This window comes from Flavobacterium sp. UMI-01 (genome assembly GCF_019656315.1).
In the GTDB taxonomy this organism is placed as follows: Bacteria; Bacteroidota; Bacteroidia; order Flavobacteriales; family Flavobacteriaceae; genus Flavobacterium.
Window position 1 is genome coordinate 16,646 of record NZ_BPLU01000012.1, and the last position, 24,711, is coordinate 41,356.

19 protein-coding genes are annotated in these 24,711 nt (G+C 34.9%); 10 read left to right on the forward strand and 9 right to left on the reverse strand.

Translation table 11 applies throughout. The features are described 5' to 3' along the window. Positions 1-46 precede the first annotated feature (46 nt). The 8 genes from K5R64_RS06925 to K5R64_RS06960 all read right to left on the reverse strand — a co-directional run bounded on the left by K5R64_RS06925 (position 47) and on the right by K5R64_RS06960 (position 6,186). The gene (locus tag K5R64_RS06925; RefSeq protein WP_220762138.1) at positions 47-799 is read right to left on the reverse strand and encodes a hypothetical protein; all 753 of its coding nucleotides are present in this window, start codon (positions 797-799) and stop codon (positions 47-49) included. 26 nt (positions 800-825) lie between these two features. Next, the gene (locus K5R64_RS06930; RefSeq protein WP_220762140.1) at positions 826-1,563 is read right to left on the reverse strand and encodes a nitroreductase family protein; all 738 of its coding nucleotides are present in this window, start codon (positions 1,561-1,563) and stop codon (positions 826-828) included. Between the two features lie 164 nt (positions 1,564-1,727). Then, positions 1,728-3,083 (reverse strand): DUF5723 family protein, encoded by a 1,356-nt coding sequence (locus tag K5R64_RS06935; RefSeq protein ID WP_255580320.1) that lies wholly within the window; start codon positions 3,081-3,083, stop codon positions 1,728-1,730. A 64-nt stretch (positions 3,084-3,147) separates the two neighbouring features. Beyond that, complete coding sequence (locus K5R64_RS06940; RefSeq protein ID WP_220762142.1) at positions 3,148-3,837, reverse strand: RluA family pseudouridine synthase; 690 nt, start codon at positions 3,835-3,837, stop codon at positions 3,148-3,150. 1 nt (position 3,838) lies between these two features. Continuing rightward, complete coding sequence (panB, locus tag K5R64_RS06945; RefSeq protein WP_220762144.1) at positions 3,839-4,657, reverse strand: 3-methyl-2-oxobutanoate hydroxymethyltransferase; 819 nt, start codon at positions 4,655-4,657, stop codon at positions 3,839-3,841. A 155-nt stretch (positions 4,658-4,812) separates the two neighbouring features. After that, on the reverse strand, positions 4,813-5,112 hold the full coding sequence (locus K5R64_RS06950) for an HPF/RaiA family ribosome-associated protein (RefSeq protein WP_220762146.1): 300 nt from the start codon (positions 5,110-5,112) through the stop codon (positions 4,813-4,815). A 110-nt stretch (positions 5,113-5,222) separates the two neighbouring features. Continuing rightward, the gene (locus tag K5R64_RS06955; protein ID WP_220762147.1) at positions 5,223-5,660 is read right to left on the reverse strand and encodes a thioesterase family protein; all 438 of its coding nucleotides are present in this window, start codon (positions 5,658-5,660) and stop codon (positions 5,223-5,225) included. Positions 5,661-5,796: 136 nt separating this feature from the next. Next, positions 5,797-6,186, reverse strand: a complete 390-nt coding sequence (locus tag K5R64_RS06960; protein WP_220762149.1) for a DUF1398 domain-containing protein — start codon at positions 6,184-6,186, stop codon at positions 5,797-5,799. Between the two features lie 377 nt (positions 6,187-6,563). Here K5R64_RS06960 and dnaK point away from each other — a divergent pair, with 377 nt between their 5' ends. The 4 genes from dnaK to K5R64_RS06980 all read left to right on the forward strand — a co-directional run bounded on the left by dnaK (position 6,564) and on the right by K5R64_RS06980 (position 13,144). Continuing rightward, a complete protein-coding gene (gene dnaK / locus K5R64_RS06965) occupies positions 6,564-8,450 on the forward strand; it encodes a molecular chaperone DnaK (RefSeq protein ID WP_220762152.1) in 1,887 nt (628 codons plus the stop codon). Between the two features lie 251 nt (positions 8,451-8,701). After that, positions 8,702-9,769, forward strand: coding sequence for a magnesium/cobalt transporter CorA (gene corA / locus K5R64_RS06970; protein ID WP_220762154.1), 1,068 nt, complete (start codon positions 8,702-8,704; stop codon positions 9,767-9,769). 14 nt (positions 9,770-9,783) lie between these two features. Next, positions 9,784-11,877: a phosphate acetyltransferase gene (gene pta / locus K5R64_RS06975; RefSeq protein WP_220762157.1), complete on the forward strand. Its 2,094-nt coding sequence runs from the start codon at positions 9,784-9,786 to the stop codon at positions 11,875-11,877. A gap of 76 nt (positions 11,878-11,953) precedes the next feature. Beyond that, the gene (locus tag K5R64_RS06980) at positions 11,954-13,144 is read left to right on the forward strand and encodes an acetate/propionate family kinase (protein ID WP_220762159.1); all 1,191 of its coding nucleotides are present in this window, start codon (positions 11,954-11,956) and stop codon (positions 13,142-13,144) included. A gap of 95 nt (positions 13,145-13,239) precedes the next feature. On the opposite strand, the gene msrB is transcribed toward K5R64_RS06980, so the two are convergent. Then, positions 13,240-13,635 (reverse strand): peptide-methionine (R)-S-oxide reductase MsrB, encoded by a 396-nt coding sequence (msrB, locus tag K5R64_RS06985; protein ID WP_220762161.1) that lies wholly within the window; start codon positions 13,633-13,635, stop codon positions 13,240-13,242. Between the two features lie 354 nt (positions 13,636-13,989). Here msrB and K5R64_RS06990 point away from each other — a divergent pair, with 354 nt between their 5' ends. The 6 genes from K5R64_RS06990 to K5R64_RS07015 all read left to right on the forward strand — a co-directional run bounded on the left by K5R64_RS06990 (position 13,990) and on the right by K5R64_RS07015 (position 24,210). Continuing rightward, positions 13,990-15,405: a glycogen synthase gene (locus K5R64_RS06990; RefSeq protein WP_220762163.1), complete on the forward strand. Its 1,416-nt coding sequence runs from the start codon at positions 13,990-13,992 to the stop codon at positions 15,403-15,405. Between the two features lie 3 nt (positions 15,406-15,408). Continuing rightward, a complete protein-coding gene (locus K5R64_RS06995; RefSeq protein WP_220762165.1) occupies positions 15,409-16,689 on the forward strand; it encodes a glucose-1-phosphate adenylyltransferase in 1,281 nt (426 codons plus the stop codon). A gap of 56 nt (positions 16,690-16,745) precedes the next feature. Then, positions 16,746-18,680 (forward strand): alpha-1,4-glucan--maltose-1-phosphate maltosyltransferase, encoded by a 1,935-nt coding sequence (locus K5R64_RS07000; protein ID WP_220762167.1) that lies wholly within the window; start codon positions 16,746-16,748, stop codon positions 18,678-18,680. Between the two features lie 59 nt (positions 18,681-18,739). Continuing rightward, a complete protein-coding gene (glgB, locus tag K5R64_RS07005) occupies positions 18,740-20,647 on the forward strand; it encodes a 1,4-alpha-glucan branching protein GlgB (protein ID WP_220762169.1) in 1,908 nt (635 codons plus the stop codon). Positions 20,648-20,960: 313 nt separating this feature from the next. Next, a complete protein-coding gene (locus K5R64_RS07010; protein WP_220762171.1) occupies positions 20,961-23,360 on the forward strand; it encodes a glycoside hydrolase family 31 protein in 2,400 nt (799 codons plus the stop codon). A gap of 34 nt (positions 23,361-23,394) precedes the next feature. Then, on the forward strand, positions 23,395-24,210 hold the full coding sequence (locus tag K5R64_RS07015; RefSeq protein WP_220762173.1) for a M48 family metallopeptidase: 816 nt from the start codon (positions 23,395-23,397) through the stop codon (positions 24,208-24,210). Positions 24,211-24,711: the final 501 nt, after the last annotated feature.

Genomic DNA, 24,711 nt, shown 5'->3' on the forward strand with positions numbered 1-24,711 from the left:
AATATCCTTTTAAATTAAGTTTTTGGAATTCAAAGGGTGCAAATATTTATTCTATTCCAATGATTTCTTTGTATAAGACATAATAAAGTGAATACACAAACGGAATGGTAAAAAGTACTCCAATACAAAAGACCATAAGTCCCACTAGTGAGGCGAGAATGGAAACTACTGCCAAATTGATAATTGTAAAAGGTTGTTTAGAAACCACCAAAATACTGCTTTGGATAGCCTCAATGGCATTATATTTTCCAAAAATAATTAAGGGGATGGTAAGTAATGTAAATAAGGAGATTAGCATGGTTACAACCGTACCCACAAATGGTATTCCTAATAGTTCGAAAGTGGTAGAAATTGCCGTATTGATTAAGGTGATGCAAAAAGTAGCTATAAAAAGAGGTACAAAATAAGTTAGTTTATAATATTGAAAAATGGTACTCACATGAAATTCTTCATTTTGATCTGCACAATGAGCCATTTTGATAAAACCCGCTGTAAAAGGACTAATTAATGCTGTAAACAAAATTACCGCAGCAGAATAGTTAATAAGAAATTCTTTTGATAAATTTTTAGTTTGCAAATTTTCAGGTTTCAACATATCCCTAAGGGTGTCAATACCAAAATAGGATAACAATCCGCCGTAAATGAGGGCTAGTAATAGAACGCCAAATACAAATAGTACAAGGCCAGCATATAGTGCAATTTTTTTATAATTTTCAAATACTTTGGTAAAAATAGGTTCAAATTCTAGTGGATAACCATTCGTTTTTATAAATGCTATTCGGTCTTTAATTTGTTTCATTATTTGGGGATTTATTTTGAAGGAAATTATAGTTTAAAATAGATTTCGTCAAGAGGGATTCGGAATTGTTCTCCATACACACCATTTTCTTCTCGAATGCCACACGCAATAATCATATTGATTTCAGCGGCTGAATTAATGTTGAGTATTTTTTTTATTCTTTTGGAGTCAAAACCTTCCATAGGGCAGGTGTCGTAACCTATTGCTGCCATACTAATCATGAAGTTTTGTGCGGCTAAAGCAGCACTTTTTTGAGCAACTATTCGCATATCACTACGTCGAGATTCTTTGTATGTAGGTTTAAAAAATCCAATGATATGAAAATAGATGTATTTTAAATACCCTAAAATTCCAATAAAATCAAAATATAAAGCAGGTACCATTTTTTGGTAATAATGTAAGGCGAATTTTTCTCTTTTGGTGTACGCTGATTCAGGTTTATTACCAAAGGTTTCTTTTAAAAAACGAATATTTGCCGCTACTCTTTTTTTCCATAAATCTTTTCTGGAAACAACCACCACCATTTGATTGGCTGTTTTTGCTGCATTTTGATAAAAGCTAGCTTCGGTAATTTGAGCTAATTTTTCAGGGGAACACACATGATAAAATTCCCAAAGTTGCATATTACTGCTCGTAGGAGCTAGTGAGGCTAGCCGAATACACTCCTTAACTTTAGTGGTGTCTAGATTGTCTTTTTTAAATACACGAATAGAACGCCTATATTTTATAGCTTCGCTAACCGTTTTTTCATTGAAGAGTTCCATGTATTGTATTCTTTTTACCTGTTTTTGGAATGTAAAAGTAATCTAAAGGATTTTTAAATAAAAACCCTTAAACTGTTTTATTTGGTTAACCAAATAAAACAGTTTAAGGGAATTAGTATAGGGAGTACAAAATCAGCTTTCATACTGATTTAAAAACGGAGCTCTTATCGTAAAGCCAAACGATATCCAATATAGAAATCAGCTTGTTTTGAATCGTTAGCTAAAGCTGTTACAATTGAACTGGAACCTAAGTAGAAACCATAAAAACGCAATCCAAAACCTCCAGTGGTACCTGAAATTTCATTGCTTGCCCAAGGAGAGAAAATTTCGAAATTGTTAAGTGAAAAACGAGGAGTAATAGAAACTACATTTTGAGTGGTGATTTGGTCATTGTCATTATCATTTCCTAATTTTTGTTGGGTGAAAAGCGACACATACAGTTTAGGAATAATTTTGATATCAGCGTAAGCAGAGAATACCGTAGGTAATTTTACTTTGATGTTAGATTCTGCTTTTTTCTCTGTCAAATAATCTTTTTCTTTTAATACAGTTTCAGCGTCTTCTAAACTTTCAACATCTTCAAATAAGCTTAAATCAAGTCCTGGATTCAACACCGTTCCGTCTGGAATAACAAAAGCATAGTTAGTTGAAGAATTTTCAGGATCTTTGAAAGTCATTGATCCCATATTTTTAACAGCAACACCAGCGTTTAACTTGTATCCATTGTCATTGTCTTTTAATTGGTAATTGGCACCAAAATCCAGAGCAACACCATTTAATTTTCCAAAAACAGATTTTGTATAGTTATCAGTATCAGAAAAATCCCCAGTTAGATTTCCTGAATACGCAATGTTCAAATTAGTATTAATATCATTTAAGTAAGCAGTAGTTGCTGCGTAGTCAATTGTTCCTTGGAATTTATCGATACCAAAGTTGGCATAAGAACCAGGAAATAATAATTTGATGGCCGCTCCTCCGTTGAATTTGTGTTTTTCATTTTCAAAAAGAGTGCGTGCTGCAGTAAAACCAAGTTCCCCCCAAGTAGTGGCATTCATACGTTGGTTGTAATCACTTTTTAAAGCCACAGAACTAACGATTGCATCTTCATTACCATCGATAATTGCTTTACCTAATTGGGCATCAATATCTACAAAATTCGCTTTGATATACGCTTTGGTACTCACTCCAAAAGCCCATTTGTTTAATCTTAAGGCAAAACCCGGACCGTAAATTTCAGAATCAATACGTAAATTGATCGCTTCATTTCCTGAAAAGATTAACTCTTCTAAATCATTATCCGATTTGATAAGATCTTGAAACCCTACTTTGTTATTAGAGACATTCATACTCACCGAAAAGAGGTTGATGTCATATTTTGAACCTAAATTAGAAAGTTCAGCTGGGTTTCTACTAGCACTGAAAATACCTATTTTGTTCGAGTTTTTTAATCCCGAAAAATGGTCTTGTGCAGACATACCTAAGGCACATAATCCAAAAACGAAAAGCAATTGTTTTTTCATAGACATGAATTTAATGAATTAATTTTTTTAGTTTTTTATTTGTAGGCAAATTTACACTTTTTTTTTAAATAGCATTCCAAATACTATCATTAGGTGTTTGTGCAATTAAAGTTAAGTTTTCTTTACTTACAGGATGTGTAAATGTTAATTTTTGTGCATGCAAATGAATGCCTCCATCGGGATTGCTTCGGTCAAAACCGTATTTGAGGTCCCCTTTTATAGGACAGCCTATAGCGGCAAGTTGTGCTCTAATTTGATGGTGTCTGCCTGTATGTAAATTGATTTCTAGAACAAAATAATTCGTCAATTCCTTGATTATAGTGTAGTCTAAACTGGCTAGTTTGCTTTCAGGGACTTCTTTTAAATGGGCTTTGGAAGTGTTGTTCTTTTCATTTCTTTTTAAAAAATGAACCAATTTATCTTGGGGTTTTGGAGGTTTGTTCTTTACCACCGCCCAATAGGTTTTTTGAGTCTCTCTATTTTTAAATAACTCATTGAGTCGGCTAAGAGCTTTGCTTGTACGAGCAAAAACAACAATTCCTGAGGTGGGGCGGTCCAAACGATGTACTACTCCTAAGAATACTTCGCCTGGTTTGTTGTATTTTACTTTAATATATTCTTTGACGATGTCCGATAAAGGTTTGTCGCCCGTTTTGTCTCCTTGGACAATATCACCTACACGTTTGTTGATGACAATAATATGGTTGTCTTCATGAAGGACTTGTAGGTTGTCTTTGTTGGATAGTATTTTCAATTTAATACTGTTCTTTTTCGTTAGGGAAATCAAGTGATTTTACGTCAGCCACATATTGACCTATAGCAGAGGTCATGCCTTCATATAAATTCATATAACGACGTAAAAATCGAGGACTGAATTCGTTATTCATTCCTAACATATCATGAATAACAAGCACCTGACCATCTACACTGCTTCCTGCACCAATACCAATGACAGGAATAGAAATACTTTTTGCTACTTTTTCGGCGAGATGTGCAGGTATTTTTTCCAAAACGATAGCAAAGCACCCTAATTTTTCCAAAATTTTAGCGTCTTCCATCAATTTTTCAGCTTCTTGTTCTTCTTTCGCTCTTACAGTATAGGTTCCAAATTTGTAAATCGATTGAGGGGTTAAGCCTAAATGTCCCATGACAGGAATTCCAGCATTAAGAATTTTTTTTATTGAGTCTTTTATTTCTTTTCCTCCTTCTAATTTTACAGCATGGCCGCCACTTTCTTTCATAATTCTAATGGCTGAACGTAGTGCTTCTTTAGGGTCTGATTGGTAACTCCCAAAAGGCAAATCAACTACTACTAAAGCTCTTTCGATAGCGCGTACCACTGAAGACGCATGGTAAATCATTTGGTCTAAAGTAATAGGTAAGGTGGTTTCATGTCCTGCCATTACATTCGAAGCAGAATCACCTACTAAAATTACATCTACTCCAGCTGTGTCAACAATTTTAGCCATGGTGTAATCATAGGCTGTGAGCATCGAGATTTTTTCTCCTTGCGCTTTCATATCGATTAATGACTTGGTCGTTATTCTTTTGTAATCTTTTTTTGCTGTTGACATAGTAATTTTTTTTCAGTGGTGTAAAAGTAGTAAAACAATAGCTTACGATACAAAAAAATGGATTTGACTTTCATCGCATCCATTTAGCTTATAACTTAAATTTAAGTAAGTTGATTTAATTTATAAATGATAAAAAAAACAAGTGATTCCTTGTGTTAATGAGTTTTCATTTCGCTTTTTCTTTTGTTCAATTGCGTTTCGATATCTTTTACGGTTTCAGCAGCAGCAATTTCAAAAGAAGTTTCATTTGAAGTGGCAAAAATTCGTGGACCAGGACAACTTAAGGTAATTTCACATATTTTTCCTTTTCCATGAGAATCTTTTTCTTCCTTGAATATGACACTTGCTCTGATAACCCAATCAAAGTGGTTGGTAAGTGAATCAAGTTTTTTGGTTACAATATGTTCGGCTGTTTTATTTCTGTCAGAATGGACAAATTGAATAGTGGATTCCATAAATATATTTTTAAGGGTTAGTATCTTTATTTTAAATGAGTATTTTTTTAGGTGCGGTAAAATCGAGTTGAACTCAAAATCACAGAATAAAATTTAATAGTACTACGTAATTATAGTGTTGTAAAATCTTCGCTTTTAGGGAAAATAGATAAAGCATCTAAAACTGCTTTGGGAGTTGGATTGACCAGTTTCCTAAGTTTGGTATCCATCCAAGCGCCGTCAACTGTAATGGTTGCTGCAAGTTGGTCTTCGTCGTTGCGCAGTTCATGAACGATAGTCCATCGAGAAGAATCTGGTTTCATTTTGCTCACTTTGGTATGTATTGCAATCGAATCAGATAAGTTAATTTCTCTTCTAAAAACACATTCTTCTCTAAATATGACGGGACCAAAATGTAAGGCCTGAAATACTTTCATTGTGAGTCCTAAACTTTCTAATATTTCGATACGATGTTGTGCGCCAAAATCATAATAAACACTATGTCTCACGTGGAAATTGGGGTCAAGGTCTGACCAACGGAAGGATAATTTTTTGCAAAAGGAAGTCATGTTAGAAAGGATTAGATTTTGTTTGTCATTCCCTAATGAGGCTTACAGTAAATATACAAAAATGATTCGTAGTTTTCAAATCGAATACTACGAATCAATGATGATTTATTTTGAAAGGTATTACTGCAAGGGAAAGTTATAAGGGAATATTCTCAATTAGAATAGGATGGTGAGCGCTATCATAATAAGTACAATTCATTTTAACAATATCCACTTCCCACTTGGCAATGCCGCATTGGGCCGCATGATTGCAAAAACTGAAGTAGTCCGTTTGTCCGTCTTGGTGCATTACTAGAAATTCAATGAAGCGTTCTTTGTTGGCTAATGGAGAAACGGTTAAAGGAGTGTATTTTTTTTCAGTACTTACTTCGAATCCGTCAGCGCCAGTATACACAACACTGCCATCCTCTACAACAGTCGTATAACTTTTTACTCCTAATTGTATTAAATCGCTAATGTATTTGGGGAAATCGGCGCCAGTTTGCACCTTGTCATGTGCGGCTTTAATTTGCTTTATTGTAAACATGATTGTTCTTTTTTTTTAAATCAAATATAGTTTAAATTTGAATTGGCAATGGCTGATAAATTTAAAATGTTCTACTATTAATGTTATTGCAACTGTGGCTATAAGTTAAAGTAAACATTAAGAGATAGAAAGTTTAGTGTTACTATTGGTGTTTGTTTGAATTATTAAGTTAAAAGCTGTTTTACTTTTGTAAGGATAAAAAGGGTTGTACTTAAAGAGTGTTGTCAGGCATTAAAAAATGTCAACTTGTCAGTGGATTTTGCGCCATTTTAACAAAAACTGACAATTTCAAGAGCGGTTTTTTGTTGGCACAAAGATTGCTTTAAAGTCACCAAGTTATTAAAACGAATATATAATAAAAATTAAATATAGTAAAAATGGGTAAAATAATCGGAATTGATTTAGGTACTACCAACTCTTGTGTTTCTGTAATGGAAGGTAATGAAGCAGTTGTAATTCCTAACGCAGAAGGAAAAAGAACAACGCCATCTATCATCGCTTTTGTTGAAGGTGGAGAAATTAAAGTAGGTGACCCTGCAAAAAGACAAGCAGTAACTAATCCAACTAAGACTATTGCTTCTATCAAACGTTTTATGGGACAAGGATTTAGCGAAGTTTCAGAAGAAGCTAAAAGAGTTCCTTATTCAGTAGTAAAAGGAGATAACAATACACCACGTGTGGATATTGATGGTCGTTTATATACTGCTCAAGAATTGTCAGCTATGACACTTCAAAAAATGAAAAAAACTGCTGAAGACTATTTAGGTCAAACAGTAACTGAAGCAGTTATTACTGTTCCTGCATACTTTAACGATGCACAACGTCAAGCTACTAAAGAAGCTGGAGAAATTGCTGGTCTTAAAGTAATGCGTATCATCAATGAGCCTACTGCTGCTGCATTGGCTTATGGATTAGACAAAAAAGGAACGGATCAAAAAATTGCTGTTTACGATTTAGGTGGTGGAACTTTTGATATCTCTGTTTTGGAATTAGGAGACGGAGTTTTCGAAGTATTATCTACAAATGGAGATACTCACTTAGGAGGAGACGATTTTGACCAAGTTATTATTGACTGGTTGGCTGATGAATTCAAAGCTGAGGAAGGAATTGACTTGCGTTTAGACCCAATGTCATTACAACGTATCAAAGAAGCTGCTGAAAAAGCAAAAATTGAATTATCTGCTTCTGCTGAAACAGAAATCAACTTGCCATACGTAACTGCTACAGCTTCAGGACCAAAACACTTAGTGAAAAAATTATCTCGTTCTAAATTTGAACAATTAGCAGATTCACTAGTAAAACGTTCTATGGCACCAGTTGCTAGAGCGTTGAAAGATGCAGGTTTATCTACATCTGATATTGACGAAGTAATCCTTGTAGGAGGTTCTACTCGTATCCCAAGAATCGTTGAAGAAGTAGAGAAATTCTTCGGTAAAAAAGCATCTAAAGGAGTTAACCCTGATGAGGTTGTAGCTATTGGTGCTGCTATCCAAGGTGGTGTACTTTCTGGAGATGTAAAAGATGTATTGTTACTTGACGTTACACCTCTTGCTTTAGGTATCGAAACTATGGGTGGTGTAATGACAACTCTTATCGAGGCTAACACAACTATCCCAACTAAAAAATCTCAAGTATTCTCTACTGCTGCTGATTCTCAACCATCTGTTGAAATCCACGTACTGCAAGGAGCAAGAGCAATGGCTGCAGATAACAAAACAATCGGTCGTTTCCACTTAGATGGTATTCCACCAGCACCTAGAGGAGTTCCTCAAATCGAAGTATCTTTCGATATTGATGCTAACGGTATCATCAAAGTATCTGCAACAGATAAAGGAACTGGAAAATCTCACGATATCCGTATCGAAGCTTCTTCTGGTTTAACAGCTGAGGAAATCGAAAGAATGAAACAAGACGCTGAAGCAAATGCTGATGCTGATAGACAAGCAAGAGAAAAAGCTGAAAAATTAAACGAAGCTGATTCTATGATCTTCCAAACTGAATCTCAATTGAAAGAGTTAGGAGATAAATTGTCTGATGAAAATAAAGTAGCTGTTGAGTACGCTTTAACCGAATTGAGAATGGCTCACCAATCTCAAGACATTCCAGCGATTCAAACTGCTCTTGACAACATCAACGCTGCTTGGAAAAAAGCTACTGAAGCAATGTATGCTCAAGGTGAACAAGGACAAGAGGCTCCTCAATCACAAGGTGAGCAAGCGCAAGGAGACAACGTAGAAGACGTTGAATTCGAAGAAGTAAAATAATTACGTAGAGAGGTGTAATACATTACATCTTTACTAAATAATGAATAAGAACCGAGTCAGAAATGGCTCGGTTTTTTTTGTTTAAAAAAATAGAAAACATGATTTTTCTCATGTGTGCAAAATTTAATTGACTGTACTTTTGAAAAAAATAAAAACAAAACGATATTGTAATGTTATTCTTTGGTACACAACAATGCCAAAGGTCAAAGTTTTAAATCTTTTTTGTAATATTACTGTAAATATAATTTTGGATGCGAAAAATTAAGTTTAGAAAAGTACGAAAAATTCAACCCAATGCTTTGGAATATACGGGTAAGCATAAACAATTTGAATCTCAAATGCAGTTGTTTATTTATGATGATTCGTATTTTAAAGAGTATCCTGATTTTACACTTGAGGATTTAAAAAAGATAACGCCTTCAAAAAATAATTGGCTTAATCTTCATGGATTGAATAACATAGAACTCATTCAAGGCATAGGTAGTTTTTTTCAAATAGATCATTTTATCCTTTCGGATATCTTAAATACTTCAAGGCGGACTAAATTAGAACAACTTCCTTCGGTGTTGTTTTTTAATATCAAATCATTACTGCCAACTGAACAATCGGATAGCATTAATGTGGAACAAATTAGTTTTATTTTAAAAGAAGGCATTTTAATTTCGTTTCAAGAAAAAAGAAGCGATTTTTTTACTCACATCAGAGAGCGAATTCGAACCAAAACAGGAAATGTCCGTTCTGAGAAAACAGATTACCTGTTGTACCTTCTTTTAGATGCTGTAATGGAAAATTTTTACATCACTATAGAGAATGAGGAGGATAAAGTAGAAGCATTGATAGCGCAGTCCAAAACAAGTTCAAACCCAGAAATTTTAGTAAGTATTGAAAAACACCGCGATAATTTTAATTTTTTAAAAAGGTCCATCGTGCCCTTAAGGGATTCGTTATTGGCTATCAAAAGCCTAAAAAATGAAACCTCTTTTTTGATTATTGAACCAGATACCTACAATTATTTTACTCGTTTGTATCAAAAAAGTTTAGAGTTATTAGAACAAATAGAATCGGATATGGGTATATTAGAAAGTGCCTCTAATTTCTTTTTTTCTTCTCAAGCACATAAGATGAATGAAATCATGAAAACCTTAACCGTGATTTCTGCGATTTTTATTCCGCTGACATTTATTGTAGGAGTATATGGGATGAATTTTGAAAATATGCCCGAATTGAAATACCATGACGGGTATTATATCGTTATCGGATTTATGGTAGTCATTGGGTTGCTGATGATTTATTATTTTAAAAAAAGGAAATGGTTTTGAAAATCAATTAATAGATGAATAAAGCAATTTATATAGCGACAAGCGAAAAAAACAGTGGTAAATCCATTATTACTTTGGGATTAATGAGCATGCTGATTGGCAAAACAGCCAAGGTAGGTTATTTTAGACCCATTATAGAAGATTTTAAAGATGGTAAATTAGACAATCATATTGAAACCGTCATTTCTCATTTTAACCTGGATATTGCTTTTGAGGATGCTTATGCCATTACCAAAAGCAAATTGATTAAGAAAAAAAATAGCGGAAAAATAGGAGAGGTTTTGGATTTAATTATTGAAAAATTCAAACGTCTCGAAGAGCAATTTGATTTTGTATTGGTTGAAGGGACCAGCTTTAGTGGTGAGGGAACTGTAATCGAATTGGATATGAATGTATTAATAGCTAAGAATTTAGGTATTCCAGCTATTATCGTGAGTACAGGTGTAGGGAAAACATTGGAAGAATTTGTTGACAGTTTGTATCTTGCTTATGATTCTTTTAAAGTGAAGGAAGTTGATGTTTTAGCAGTGGTAGCCAATAAAGTGCAGCCTGAGAATTTAGAAGTTGCTATTAATGGATTAAAGGCCTGTTTGCCTTCTTCGGTTTTGGTAAATTCAATTCCACTTATTCCAAGTTTAAAGAATCCAACAGTCAAAGAAATTATCGAAACATTAGATGCCGAAGTCCTTTTTGGTCAGGAATATTTGAACAATGAGGTAGGAAGCTTCAGTGTAGGAGCCATGCAACTGCGCAACTATTTAGTGCATTTAAAAGAAAAAGGATTGGTTATCACACCAGGTGACCGTGCTGATATCATTTTAGGGGCTTTACAAGCAAATGAATCGGCAAATTATCCTTCAGTTTCAGGAATTATTTTGACTGGAAACATATTGCCTGAAGAAAGTATTTTAAAGTTAATTGAAGGCTTGACTAGTGTAGTGCCTATTATTAGTGTCAACGAGGGTACGTATATGATAACAAATAAAATTGGTAGTATTAATGCCAAAATATATGCTGACAACAAGCAAAAAATTGAAACCTCAATCGCTACTTTCGAAAAATATATGGCGGTGGATGAATTGGCTGATAAGTTAAGTGCTTTTGAAGCTGAGGGTATGACACCCAAAATGTTTCAGTATAACTTGGTTAAAAGAGCCAAAAGCCATCGCAAACATATTGTGTTACCGGAAGGTTCAGACGAACGAATTATCATTGCAGCTTCTCGATTATTGACTATAGATGTGGTAGATATTACTATTATAGGAAACCGACGCCAAATAGAGAATAAGGTTAACGAACTGGGTATTTCTTTTGATTTTGATAAAATAAGAATTATAAACCCGATTGAATCCCCACATTATGAGGAGTATGCTGCAACGTATTATGAATTGAGAAAAACTAAAAATGTTACGTTACGGATGGCGATGGATTTGATGGAAGATGTTTCGTATTTTGGAACCATGATGGTTTATAAAGGGCATGCTGACGGAATGGTATCAGGGGCAGCACATACAACCCAACATACTATTTTGCCTGCGTTGCAATTCATTAAGACCAAACCAGAGTCTTCTGTAGTTTCCTCAGTGTTTTTCATGTGTTTGGAAGATCGTGTTTCTGTTTTTGGGGATTGCGCAATTAATCCAAATCCCACAGCAGAACAATTGGCCGAGATTGCTATTTCTTCCGCAGATACGAGTTTGGCTTTTGGAATCGAACCCAAAGTGGCTATGTTATCCTATTCCTCTGGTTCGTCAGGTAAAGGAAATGAGGTGGATAAAGTTCGTCAAGCAACAGAAATTGTTCGTGCCAAACGTCCCGATTTGAAAATTGAAGGTCCTATTCAATATGATGCGGCAGTTGATAAGAGTGTCGGGCAAAGTAAGATGCCTAATTCAGAAGTTGCAGGGCAGGCGAGTGTGCTAATTTTTCCTGATTTGAATACGGGTAACAATACCTATAAAGCGGTACAAAGAGAGACAGGCGCTTTGGCTATAGGGCCTATGTTACAAGGGCTTAATAAACCAGTTAATGATTTAAGTCGTGGTTGTACGGTAGATGATATTATCAATACAGTGGTGATTACAGCGATACAGGCTCAAGGATTATAGATTTAATAAAGTTACCGAGGTACTAAGTTGCTTAGAAACTTAGAAACTCAACACCTTAACAACTCAAAAAACAGAAATGAAAATAGTAATTATAAATTCGGGTAGTTCTTCAATAAAATACCAATTAATGAGTATGCCTGAAAGAACGGTGATTTGTTCCGGAATGATTGATAGAATAGGTTTAGAAACTTCTAATTTTACCTATAAAACAACCGTAAATGTTATAGAAGAAACAGTGCCTATTCCAACTCATAAAATGGGTTTAGAAAAAATAGCGCAGTTTTTGATGGACGAAAAAGTAGGCGTTATTAAGTCGAAAGACGAGATTGCTGCTGTAGGACATCGTGTGGTGCATGGTGGAGCTGTTTTTTCGGAAACGGTTGAAGTAACCGCTGATGTTAAGAATGAAATTAAGGAACTTTCGGCATTGGCACCCTTACACAATCCAGCAAATTTAGAAGGAATTGTAGTTGCTGAAGCTATTTTTCCTCAAGCCAAACAGGTAGTAGTATTTGACACCGCTTTTCATCAAACTATTCCCGTGATTGCACATAAATACGCTATTCCTAATGCGTTATTGGAAGAACATAAAATAAGACTGTACGGTTTTCATGGTACCAGTCATAAATATGTTTCGGAACAAGCGATTGCCTATTTGGATAAAAAAGCCAAAATAATTTGCATACACTTAGGAAACGGTTGCAGCATAACTGCCATACAAGACGGAAAAAGTATTGATCATTCAATGGGTTTTGCTCCTTCTAATGGTCTGATTATGGGAACACGTTGTGGCGATATTGATCAATCGGTTGTTTTTTATATGGTCAATACGCTAGGGTATTCTATGGATGAGGTTAATGCTATTTTGTTGAAAAAAAGTGGTATGTTAGGGCTTACGGGCTACAGTGATTTAAGAGATATTGAGGCCGAGGCATCTAATGGAAACAAAGAATGTCAATTAGCTTTAGCGATGAATGTGTACCGTATTCAAAAATACATTGGCGCTTATACAGCCGTAATGAATGGATTGGATGCGATAGTTTTTACTGCTGGTATAGGAGAGAATTCTTCGTACATCCGAAAATCAGTTTGTACAAATATGGAGTTTTTCGGATTAGAACTAGATGACGCAAAAAATGATTTACGTTCCAAAGAAATAAGAGAAATTAATGCACCCAACGCAAAAACTAAAATTTTGGTAATTCCTACCAACGAAGAATTGGAAATTGCCAATCAAGTATATGGATTACTGAATGAAGCAGAATAAGAATACAGTAGTTTTTATATCCTTAAATAGGAGGTGAATCAAATAAGCTGTTTTAAAGGCATTTTAAAGCAGCTTATTTTTATTGAGATAATTGTTTATTCTTGGTCTTTAAAAGTAATGGACAAAGAGTTTACACAAAAACGTTCTCCTGTGGCAGTAGGACCATCATTAAATACATGCCCCAAATGACCTCCGCAATTGGCACACACTATTTCGGTGCGAATCATACCATGGCTTTTGTCTAAAACATTTTTTACTTTTCCAGGAATGGCTTGGTCAAAAGATGGCCAACCGCAATGTGCCTTAAACTTGGAATCACTTTCAAACAAAGGTTCGTTACAACCTGCACAGCAATAGGTACCATTTTCAAAATGCAAATTATATTCTCCGGTATGAGGGTACTCTGTTCCTTTTTGGCGTAAAATATGGTATTTTTTTTCTCCTAGAATTTCTTTCCATTCTTCTTCTGTTTTTTCAACGGGATATTTCATAAGTACTTTTTTTATTGATAAGAATTAAAGAGTTGTTTTTCTAAATTATCAAATTCAGGTGTTATAATTTCTATAATGCCAATTTCAACCCTAAAATAATATTATCTTCATAACGAAGGGATTCGTTATTACAAGCTTAATACTATCATTCGTTGCATGGTGTTTACAAAACAGCCCTATAAATATAGCATTATATTAAGTAAAGGTTGTTTTTTTTATGATACTATTAAATTTTTGGCAAAACTTTTATTTGACTTTTTTTTTACTAAATTTAGAAAAACATAAAAATAACTATAATATTTTAAATAGTCATTTGAAAATATAATAATCAAAGAGCGTAATAAATAGTAATTAATGGAGCTATTTCATATTAGTGCAGAAAGTTATCCTGCTGCCAAAGTAGGAGGTTTGGCTGATGTTGTTGGGGCATTGGCAAAATACCAACAAGAACAAAAGCACACAGTAAATGTGGTGATTCCTTGTTATGAAACTAATTTTATTAAAGAAAATGAGTTTGAAACAGTTTTTTGGTCGCACGTGGCGTTAGGCCAATTTAATTTTCCCTTTTCAGTATTGAAAGGCATTAACAATGATTTAGGGTACCAACTTTATTTAATTGCAATTCCAGAATTATTTGATAGAGCAGAAATATATGGCTATAAAGACGATATTGAGCGTTTTGTGTCTTTTCAAAAAGCTTTTTTGGACTGGTTGCTCACCGTAGATACAAAACCAACAGTTATCAATTGCCATGACCATCACACGGCTTTGATTCCGTTTTTATTAAACTATGGGAAAAAGTATGTTGCTTTGAAAGATATACCAACTCTCTTAACGGTTCATAATGCCTTGTATCAAGGGCAATTTGGGTTTGATAAGTTGCATTATTTTCCTGAATATGATTTGTCTAAAACAGATATTTTGCAATGGAACGGCTGTATCAATTCGATGGCAGCAGGCCTGCGTTGTGCTCGCGCGATTACCACTGTTTCTCCCAATTATTTAAACGAAATTTGCTATTCAGGAAACGGATTAGAAATGTTGTTTAATCAAGTGAAATATAAATCCAGAGGAATTTTAAACGGCATAGATACTGTGGTTTGGAATCCTGAAACAGATTCAAAAATTGAGTTTAATTATTCCGTAGCTACTTGCGAAATGGGAAAGCAAAAAAACAAGGAAAAACTATGCAAAATGTTTGATTTGGATGTCCATAAACCCTTGATAAGTTACATTGGAAGGTTGTATGATGAAAAAGGAGCCGACTTACTCTATGAATTTGTAAAAAAATCATTGTCAGAAAAGGAAAGAGAAATTAATATTCTTATATTAGGCTCAGGAAATGTTGGGATTGAAAAACAATTGCAGGAGTTAGTAGCCGATTATTCAGGACACTATAATGTATATATTGGTTTCAATGAAGATATGGCTCATTTAATGTATGCGGGAACTGATTTTTTGCTCATGCCATCAAGAGTGGAATCTTGTGGATTAAATCAAATGTATGCTTATCGTTATGGAGCAATTCCAGTAGTGCGTAATACAGGAGGACTAAAAGATACCGTCATTGATATTGATGAAAAAGGATTTGGAATAGGCTTTAATCAAGCGTCTGTAGAAGACATGCTACTGGCAAAAGATAGAGCTGTTGAACTGTTTCATAAAAAAAATGAAAGAATAGCAATCATAGAATCAGGAATGATGCTGAATCACTCTTGGGAGAAGGCTTATAAAGAATATTTAGAAATGTATAATTTAATAATAAAGTAAAAGATGAAAGCGAAGAGAAAAAATGTGATTGCAATTATTCTAGGCGGCGGACAAGGTTCAAGATTATATCCATTAACAGAAAGCAGGTCAAAACCAGCAGTACCTATTGGTGGTAAATACCGATTAGTGGATATTCCTATTTCGAACTGTATGAATTCGGATATTTATAGAATGTTTGTATTGACGCAATTCAACTCGGCTTCTTTAAATGCACATATTAAAAACACCTATGTATTTAGTGCCTTCAGTCAAGCTTTCGTTGATATTCTTGCTGCAGAGCAAACACCTGACAACCCAACTTGGTTCCAAGGTACTGCTGATGCGGTAAGACAATGCATGCCACACTTTTTAAATCATGACTTTGATTATGCGTTAATTCTTTCGGGAGATCAATTGTACCAAATGGATCTAAACGAAATGATTGAAGCTCACATCCAAAAAGAAGCTGAAATCTCTATTGCTACTTTGCCTGTAAACGATAAGGATGCCCCTGAGTTTGGAATTTTAAAAACCAATAATGATAGTTTTATCGAGTCTTTTATTGAAAAACCAGCCAAAGAATTATTGCCAGATTGGACTTCGGATGTAAGTGAGCAAATGAAAGCCGAAGGGAAGCATTATCTTGCATCGATGGGTATTTACATTTTTAACAAAGACTTGTTAGTCGATTTAATGAAGAATCCCGATACAAAAGATTTTGGAAAAGAAATCATCCCTCAAGCTGTTCAAAAAAACAAAGTATTAAGTTATCAATACGAAGGATATTGGACAGATATTGGTAATATCGATTCTTTTTTTGAAGCTAATATTGGTTTGACTGACGATGTTCCTCAATTTAATTTATTTGATAATGATAATAAAATCTACACAAGACCTAGATTATTGCCGCCTTCTAAATTTCAAAACACAACGATTGATCGTTCATTGATTTCTGAAGGATGTATTTTGAATGCAAAAGAAATAAAAAAATCAGTGATTGGTATTCGTTCTCGAATAGGAAAAGAATCGGTGATTCAAAATTGTTATGTAATGGGTAATGATTTTTATCAAAGTATTGAACAAATGGAAAAGGATGCCTCAAATAACAAAATATTGATAGGAATAGGCGAAAGATGTTTCATCAAAAATGCATTGATTGATAAAAATTGCCGCATAGGAAATGATGTTCATATCAATGGTGGTCCCCATTTAGAAAATACTTCTAATGAGTTGTATGCTGTCAAAGAAGGGATTGTGGTTATTAAAAAAGGCGTTGTATTACCAGACAATTTTGTTATCAAATAACAACTGACCAATTAATGAAGTAAATTATAAAATTAGAATAGCAATACATTTATAACATGCAAAATCAAACCCGAATTATAATCGAAAATGTTTTACCTCAATTAGATGGTGGTGCATTCGCAATAAAAAGAATTGTAGGTCAAACAGTAAGAGTAACAGCAGCTGTTTTTTCAGATGGGCATGATGTTATTGAAGCTTGTGTGAAATACAAACACGAATCTGAAAAAAAATGGAAAGAAGTGCGCATGACTTCGACTGTTAATGATGAATGGTTCGCGGAATTTAAAGTTGAAAAACAAGGTAATTACAGTTATTTTGTAGAAGGTTGGGTTGATTATGCTTTAAATTGGCAGCATGGAACAGAGCGTAAAATTCACGATAATCAATACGTAAAATCAGAATTACTTGAAGGAGCAGAGTATGTCAAAACAATTCTGGACGAAGCCACTCAAGAAGAACGCGAGTATTTAAAACACTTGGAATTCCTTTTTCAAAATGAATCGGAATATGAGAACGCCATTTCGGAAGCAACTTCCAATAAACTAACGACTATATTTAAAAAATATCCTACTCGGTTTTTAGCCAATCAATCGCAAGAATTAAAAGTGTATGTGGATAGAAAGAAAGCGTTGTTTAGTACTTGGTACGAATTTTTTCCAAGATCAGCGTCCGAAGAAGACGGAAAACACGGTACTTTCAAAGATTGTGAGCGTTTACTGCCTAGAGTAGCTCAAATGGGATTTGATACCTTGTATTTTCCACCCATTCATCCCATTGGTGAGGTAAATAGAAAAGGTAAAAACAATGCCACTCACGCTGAATATGGCGATGTAGGCTCTCCTTGGGGAATTGGCTCAGTACACGGAGGCCACAAATCGACACATCCAGAGTTAGGTACGATAGAAGATTTTAAGCAATTGGTAAAAAAAGCACAAGATTGGGGAATTGAAGTGGCTATGGATTATGCCTTACAAGCCGCTCCAGACCATCCTTATGTAAAAGATTTTCCACAATGGTTCAAATGGAGGCCTGATGGTACAGTGCAATATGCCGAAAATCCACCAAAGAAATACCAAGACATTCAACCCATTTATTTTGAAAGTGGTGATTGGAAAAACTTGTGGAAAGAATTGTTAGATGTGGCTTTGTTTTGGATTGAAGAATGCAACATTAAAGTTTTTAGAGTCGATAACCCGCATACCAAACCATTTTATTTTTGGGGTTGGTTGATTGCGAAAATTAAGAAAAAACATCCTGATGTATTGTTTCTAGCAGAGGCCTTTACACGACCTAAAATTATGAATGAATTGGCCAAACAAGGTTTTAGTCAATCCTATACTTATTTCACGTGGCGAAATTCAAAAGCGGAATTAACAGAATATGTTACCGAACTTACACAATCCGAACAAAAAGAGTTTTATAGACCTAATTTTTGGCCCAATACACCTGATATCAATCCATTTGCATTGCAAAGCGGCAATGAATCAACTCATTTGCAAAAATACTTTTTGGCAGCTACATTAAGTTCAAACATAGGGATTTATGGACCTGTATTTGAATATATGGTTTGCGCACCATTAGCGCCAGGAAAAGAAGAATATTTAAATTCAGAAAAATACGAAGTACACAAATGGGATTGGAACATTCAAAACAAATTAACCCGACTGATTACTAAAATTAATGGTATCCGTAAAGAACAAGCTTCGTTGCAACAAACCAATAATATCATTTTTTGCCATACCGATAATGAGCAAATTATGGCCTATTATAAGTTTGATGATGACCGTCAAAATAAAACATTGATGGTGGTAAGTTTGGATGCACACCATACACAACAAGCTACGGTACGATTGCCTATTGAAGAAATAGGCATCAATCCGGTACATATTGTGGATTTAATTACAGGTAATAGTTACTTATGGGATAAGGAGTGGAATTTTGTTGAATTAAGTCCTGATTTGCCTTTCCATTTGTTCAAAATTCAACAATAAGAAATTAATTAGCTACACAATTAGTTTCTAAAAAATAACTAAGTTAAACAAACTATAAAATGAATAAAGTACAAACATATTCTCTTTTTTCGGACTTTGACATCAATTTATTTAAAGCGGGAAAACATTACCGGTTGTATGAAAAATTAGGAGCACATCTTATTGAAGTCGATGGTGTAAAAGGAGTGTATTTTGCCGTTTGGGCACCTACAGCTCGTTCGGTATCTGTGGTTGGAGATTTTAATTATTGGATTCAAGGAGAGCACCCGCTACAAGTACGTTGGGATTCCTCAGGTATTTGGGAAGGATTCATTCCTAATATTGACAAAGGACTAACTTATAAATATAAAATTCAATCCAATAATGGCGGATTGATTACTGAAAAAGCGGATCCGTTTGCTTTTTATTGTGAAAAACCCCCTCATACTGCTTCTGTAGTTTGGGATTTGGATTACAAATGGAAGGACTCTAAATGGATGAAATCCAGAAAAGACCATAATAGTCTGGACAAACCTTTTTCTGTGTATGAGGTACATTTAGGTTCGTGGAAACGCCATGCTGAAGACAATCGTTTTTTGACTTACCTAGAATTTGCCGAAGATTTAGTGAATTATGTCAAAGAAACAGGATTTACCCATGTCGAATTTATGCCAGTTATGGAATATCCCTATGATCCTTCGTGGGGGTATCAATTGGTAGGCTATTTTGCACCTACGTCTCGTTTTGGAAATCCACAAGAATTTATGACTTTGGTTGATAAATTGCATCAAGCGGGTATAGGAGTGATATTGGATTGGGTTCCTTCGCATTTTCCTGATGATGCTCATGGATTAGGATTTTTTGATGGTTCTCATTTATACGAACATCCCGACCGTAGAAAAGGGTATCATCCCGATTGGAAAAGTTTGGTATTCAATTATGGACGAAATGAAGTGCGTTCATTTTTGATTAGTAATGCGATTTTCTGGATGCAACATTATCATATTGATGCATTGCGTGTGGATGCTGTAGCTTCTATGTTGTATTTGGATTATTCCAGAAAAGATGGAGAATGGGAACCAAATGAATTTGGTGGAAGAGAAAATTTAGATACCATTAGTTTCTTAAAAGAATTTAATGAAGCTGTGTATTCAAATTTTGAAGGTGTGCAAACCATTGCCGAAGAAAGTACTTCTTTCCCTATGGTTTCCCGACCTACGTTTGTGGGCGGTTTAGGATTTGGGATGAAATGGATGATGGGCTGGATGCATGATACCTTACAATATTTCAAAAAAGAAACTGTGTATCGTAAATACCATCAAAATGATTTGACTTTCTCGATGACGTATGTGTTTTCTGAAAACTTTATGTTGCCATTGTCTCATGATGAGGTAGTCTATGGAAAATGTTCTATTGCCGGAAGAATGCCAGGAGATGAGTGGCAAAAATTTGCCAACTTAAGGTTGCTTTATGGGTACATGTTCACGCATCCGGGCACAAAGTTATTGTTTATGGGGGGCGAATTTGGTCAAAGTGCTGAATGGAATTTCCAAACCAGTTTGGATTGGCATTTGTTGCAATATCCAGTGCATAATGGTATCAAAAACGTAATAACCGACTTAAATAAATTATACAAATCAGAGCCTGCCTTGTACGAAAAACAGTTTAGCCCTGAAGGATTTGAGTGGATTAATTATTCCGATCATCAAAATGCGGTGATGTCTTATATTCGAAAAGGAAATGAACCTAAAGAGAACCTTATTGTGGTGTGTAATTTTACACAGGTAGTGCGTAAAAATTATCGAATAGGCTTACCTCGAAAAGGAAAATTAATTGAGATATTCAACAGTGATGCCGTAGCTTATAACGGAAGCGGTGTGGCAAATCTAGAAAAAATAAGCATTGAAGCTTCTCCTTATGATGGAAGAGATTATTCGGCTGAATTGACGTTGCCACCATTGGCAGTAGTTGTTTTTAAAATTAGTTAATTCAGTAAAAGTGTTGCGTTAAACTGATTTTTTTAATTTCGGTTGATGAAATAAAAATTTCTTTAATACAAAACAATTTGGACAACGGAACGCAGTTAGTCCAAATAAATTTATTAAAGCCACGAATTCACGATTTAATTTTGGTTATTCGTGAGTTTGTGGTTTTTGTTTATTGTCATTATCAAAACGGCAGTCTTTTATAACATTAAGTAAGGTTGATTATAAGGTTAATTAAATAAGAATACAGAAAACCGTGCCTCTGAAATGTTGTAAATTTGAATGCAAATAAATAGGTCTTAAAATTATATAGCGAATGATTACAAATACTGAATTGGAATTCAAAGGAGATTTATATCCTTCTAAAATAATTTCGTACGAACATGAAGTAGATTCGGTTTATTTTTACACAGATAATAATGTGATTTTAAAACTCACCATTCTCAGAGATAGTATGTTGCGTTTTAGATACACCACTAAAGGTTATTTTAGTAATGATTTTTCGTATGCTATCGACAGAAATCATTCTCACGGATATAATTTTCTAGAAGTAACCGAGGAAACTACCCATTATAAAATACGAACGAGTAAAGTTATTTGTAAAATTCAAAAAATAGACCTGAGAGTTGCTCTTTTTGATTTGAACGAAAATGTCATTTTGGAAGACGAATTGGGTTTTCATTGGGAGGAAAGCTATGAATATGGTGGAAACATCGTAAAAATGAGTAAAGCTTCAAACGAAGGTGAATGTTTTTACGGTTTAGGGGACAAGGCAACTCAGATGAATTTGAAAGGGAAAAAATTAGAAAATTTTGCCACCGACCAATATGCTTATCAAAAAGACCAAGAACCTTTGTACAAAGTAGTTCCTTTCTATATTGGTTTGCACCACAAAAAAGCGTATGGAATCTTTTTTGATAATACGTTCAGGACTTATTTTGATTTTTGCCACGAACGCAGGAATGTAACGAGTTTTTGGGCAGAAGGAGGTGAGATGAATTACTACTTTATTTACGGTCCAAAAATGCAAGAAGTAGTCAGTTCCTATACTGATTTGACTGGTAAACCCGAATTGCCTCCTCTGTGGACCTTAGGATACCATCAATGCAAATGGAGTTATTTTCCAGAGCGTAATGTAAAAGAAATTACCGCCCAATTTAGAAAATTAAAAATTCCATGTGATGCCATTTATTTGGACATCGATTATATGGATGGTTTTAGATGTTTTACTTGGGATAAAAACCATTTTCCTGACCCCAAACGCATGGTAGCAGAGTTGGCAGCTGATGGTTTTAAAACGGTTGTAATCATTGACCCAGGCATCAAAATTGATAAAGAATATGCGATATATCAAGAAGCATTATCAAAAGACTTTTTTTGTAAAAGAGCCGATGGACCTTACATGAAAGGAAAGGTTTGGCCTGGGGAATGCAATTTTCCTGATTTCACAAATCCCGAAGTTAGAGACTGGTGGGCAGGATTATTTAAAGAATTGGTAGCAGATATTGGAGTCAAAGGAGTTTGGAACGATATGAACGAACCTGCCGTTATGGAAGTGCCTAATAAAACGTTTCCTATGGATGTAAGACATGATTACGATGGTAATCCTTGTAGCCATCGCAAAGCACATAACATTTACGGAACCCAAATGGCTAGAGCAACCTATCACGGGATGAAACGGTTTGCGTATCCCAAAAGACCCTTTGTAATTACCCGCTCCGCTTATGCTGGTGCGCAACGCTATACGTCTTCATGGACAGGAGATAATGTAGCTACTTGGGAGCATTTATGGATAGCCAATATTCAAGTGCAGCGTTTGAATTTGTCCGGGATGGGGTTCACCGGTTCAGATATAGGAGGTTTTGCAGAACAACCTTCAGGGGAATTGTATGCCCGTTGGATTCAGTTAGGCGTATTTCATCCTTTTTGTCGGACTCATTCCTCAGGGGATCACGGCCATCAGGAACCCTGGGCATTTGACGAAGAAGTCCTTGATATTACGCGAAAATTCATCAACCTGCGTTACCAATTATTGCCGTATCTCTATACAATGTTTTGGCAGTATATTGAAGAAGGTTTGCCTATGCTGAAACCGCTGTTCTATTTTGACCAAGAGGACATTCAGACGCATTATCGTAATGATGAATTTATATTTGGTAATCAAATTTTAGTTTGTCCTATTTTAGAACCTAATTCCATCGGACGACGAATGTATGTACCTAGAGGGCAATGGTATAATTACTGGACACATAAAATGGTGAATGGAGGAAAAGAGATGTGGGTCGATTCCAAATTTGATGAAATTCCGCTGTTTGTGAAAGCAGGTGCCGTAATTCCGAAATATCCCGTACAGCAATATGTGGGCGAATTATCCTTTGATACGCTAGTTTTGGATTTGTATTATAAAGAAGGAATTGAGAAATCAGTTGTGTACGAAGATGCACAAGATGGCTACGATTATAAAAAAGGCAGGTACAGCTTTTTGACCTTTCAAGTAAAAGGAAAAGCCAATGAGTTGATTATCCAACTCCATAAAGAAGGGAAGTATCAAACGGATTATTCCAAGTACAAAATAAATTTAATAGGATTGCCGTTTAAAGTTAAAAAGATCGAAATCAATAATGAGGCACTCCATTTTGATGAAGTGACCTTGAATAAAGAACATTATTTAGTGGTAGAAAAAGAATTTAGAGTATTACATATTACAGGGTTTTAATACAATTGCTTATTTTTGTTAAAAAATTAAAAAGATGAAAAAGAATATAATTATAGGTTTTGGGGTTGTAGGATTCATGTTGTCTTGTGCAACCAATCCACTGACAGGTAAAAAGACATTAAACTTTGTTTCAAATAGCGAATTGTTTCCTTCTTCATTTCAGCAGTATGGTGATTTTTTGAAAGAAAATAAAGTCGTTTCAGGAACAACAGATGCAAAGCGTGTGGAAACAGTAGGAGTAAAAATCAAAGGAGCCGCCGAAAGGTATTTGGCTTCATTGGGGCAAACCGCTTACTTAAATGATTATCGCTGGGAATACAAATTAATCGAAAGTAAAGATGTCAACGCTTGGTGTATGCCAGGAGGTAAAATTGTAGTTTATACTGGAATTATGCCTATTGCTAAAAATGATGCAGGTTTGGCCACTGTTATGGGGCACGAAGTAGCACATGCATTGGCTAATCACGGGGCACAACGTATGAGTGCTTCTCAGTTACAAAGTTTAGGAGCAGTAGGAGTTGCTGTAGCTACAGGAAGTCAAACTGCCGAAAAACAGCAAATGTGGCAACAGTACTACGGAATTGGTTCTCAAGTAGGAGTGATGCTTCCTTTTAGTCGTAGCCATGAAACCGAAGCCGATAAAATAGGTTTGATTTTGATGGCGATTGCAGGATATAATCCAGATGAGTCCATTGCGTTTTGGACACGTATGTCGTCCAATTCAGGAGGTCAAGCACCACCCGAAATGTTGAGTACACACCCCTCTGATGCTACCCGTATCGCAAATTTAAAAGCCATGGTGCCAGAAGCAAAAGCAGTAGCTGCTAAATTTGGCGTGATTTACAAATAGGTTTTCTAAAAAATAATTAATTACACAAGAGGTCTCACATGGGGCCTCTTTTTTTATGAATACAAATTAATTTTGGTAGCGTAGGGATTTTTATTATTTCACAAAGACGCTCAAAGGAAACACTAAGATACACTAAGTTTGAAGTGGCAGTAACCACAATCTTGTCTTTGTGATTAAAGAAGATTCTAATGAGTTATTTTATTATTTCACAAAAACACTCAAAGAAAACACTAAGATACACTAAGTTTGAAGTGGCTGTAACCACAATCTTGTCTTTGTGATTAAAGAAGATTCTAATGAGTTATTTTATTATTTCACAAAGACGCTCAAAGGAAACACTAAGATTCACTAAGTTTTAAGTGACAGTAACCACAACCTTGTCTTTGTGATTAAAGAAGATTCTAATGAGTTATTTTATTATTTCACAAAAATACTCAAAGAAAACACTAAGATTCACTAAGTTTGAAGTGACAGTAACCACAATCTTGTCTTTCTGATTAA

What these genes read in the sequence shown, in the direction of transcription:
- msrB (WP_220762161.1), bottom strand. Translation starts at nt 13,635, where the DNA reads ATGAAATATCCCGTTGAAAAAACAGAAGAAGAATGGAAAGAAATTCTA.
- K5R64_RS06960 (WP_220762149.1), bottom strand. Translation starts at nt 6,186, where the DNA reads ATGTTTACAATAAAGCAAATTAAAGCCGCACATGACAAGGTGCAAACT.
- K5R64_RS06950 (WP_220762146.1), bottom strand. Translation starts at nt 5,112, where the DNA reads ATGGAATCCACTATTCAATTTGTCCATTCTGACAGAAATAAAACAGCC.
- pta (WP_220762157.1), top strand. Translation starts at nt 9,784, where the DNA reads ATGAATAAAGCAATTTATATAGCGACAAGCGAAAAAAACAGTGGTAAA.
- K5R64_RS06990 (WP_220762163.1), top strand. Translation starts at nt 13,990, where the DNA reads ATGGAGCTATTTCATATTAGTGCAGAAAGTTATCCTGCTGCCAAAGTA.
- dnaK (WP_220762152.1), top strand. Translation starts at nt 6,564, where the DNA reads ATGGGTAAAATAATCGGAATTGATTTAGGTACTACCAACTCTTGTGTT.
- glgB (WP_220762169.1), top strand. Translation starts at nt 18,740, where the DNA reads ATGAATAAAGTACAAACATATTCTCTTTTTTCGGACTTTGACATCAAT.
- K5R64_RS06930 (WP_220762140.1), bottom strand. Translation starts at nt 1,563, where the DNA reads ATGGAACTCTTCAATGAAAAAACGGTTAGCGAAGCTATAAAATATAGG.
- K5R64_RS06955 (WP_220762147.1), bottom strand. Translation starts at nt 5,660, where the DNA reads ATGACTTCCTTTTGCAAAAAATTATCCTTCCGTTGGTCAGACCTTGAC.
- K5R64_RS07010 (WP_220762171.1), top strand. Translation starts at nt 20,961, where the DNA reads ATGATTACAAATACTGAATTGGAATTCAAAGGAGATTTATATCCTTCT.
- K5R64_RS06935 (WP_255580320.1), bottom strand. Translation starts at nt 3,083, where the DNA reads ATGAAAAAACAATTGCTTTTCGTTTTTGGATTATGTGCCTTAGGTATG.
- K5R64_RS06980 (WP_220762159.1), top strand. Translation starts at nt 11,954, where the DNA reads ATGAAAATAGTAATTATAAATTCGGGTAGTTCTTCAATAAAATACCAA.
- K5R64_RS06995 (WP_220762165.1), top strand. Translation starts at nt 15,409, where the DNA reads ATGAAAGCGAAGAGAAAAAATGTGATTGCAATTATTCTAGGCGGCGGA.
- panB (WP_220762144.1), bottom strand. Translation starts at nt 4,657, where the DNA reads ATGTCAACAGCAAAAAAAGATTACAAAAGAATAACGACCAAGTCATTA.
- K5R64_RS07015 (WP_220762173.1), top strand. Translation starts at nt 23,395, where the DNA reads ATGAAAAAGAATATAATTATAGGTTTTGGGGTTGTAGGATTCATGTTG.
- K5R64_RS06925 (WP_220762138.1), bottom strand. Translation starts at nt 799, where the DNA reads ATGAAACAAATTAAAGACCGAATAGCATTTATAAAAACGAATGGTTAT.
- K5R64_RS07000 (WP_220762167.1), top strand. Translation starts at nt 16,746, where the DNA reads ATGCAAAATCAAACCCGAATTATAATCGAAAATGTTTTACCTCAATTA.
- corA (WP_220762154.1), top strand. Translation starts at nt 8,702, where the DNA reads ATGCGAAAAATTAAGTTTAGAAAAGTACGAAAAATTCAACCCAATGCT.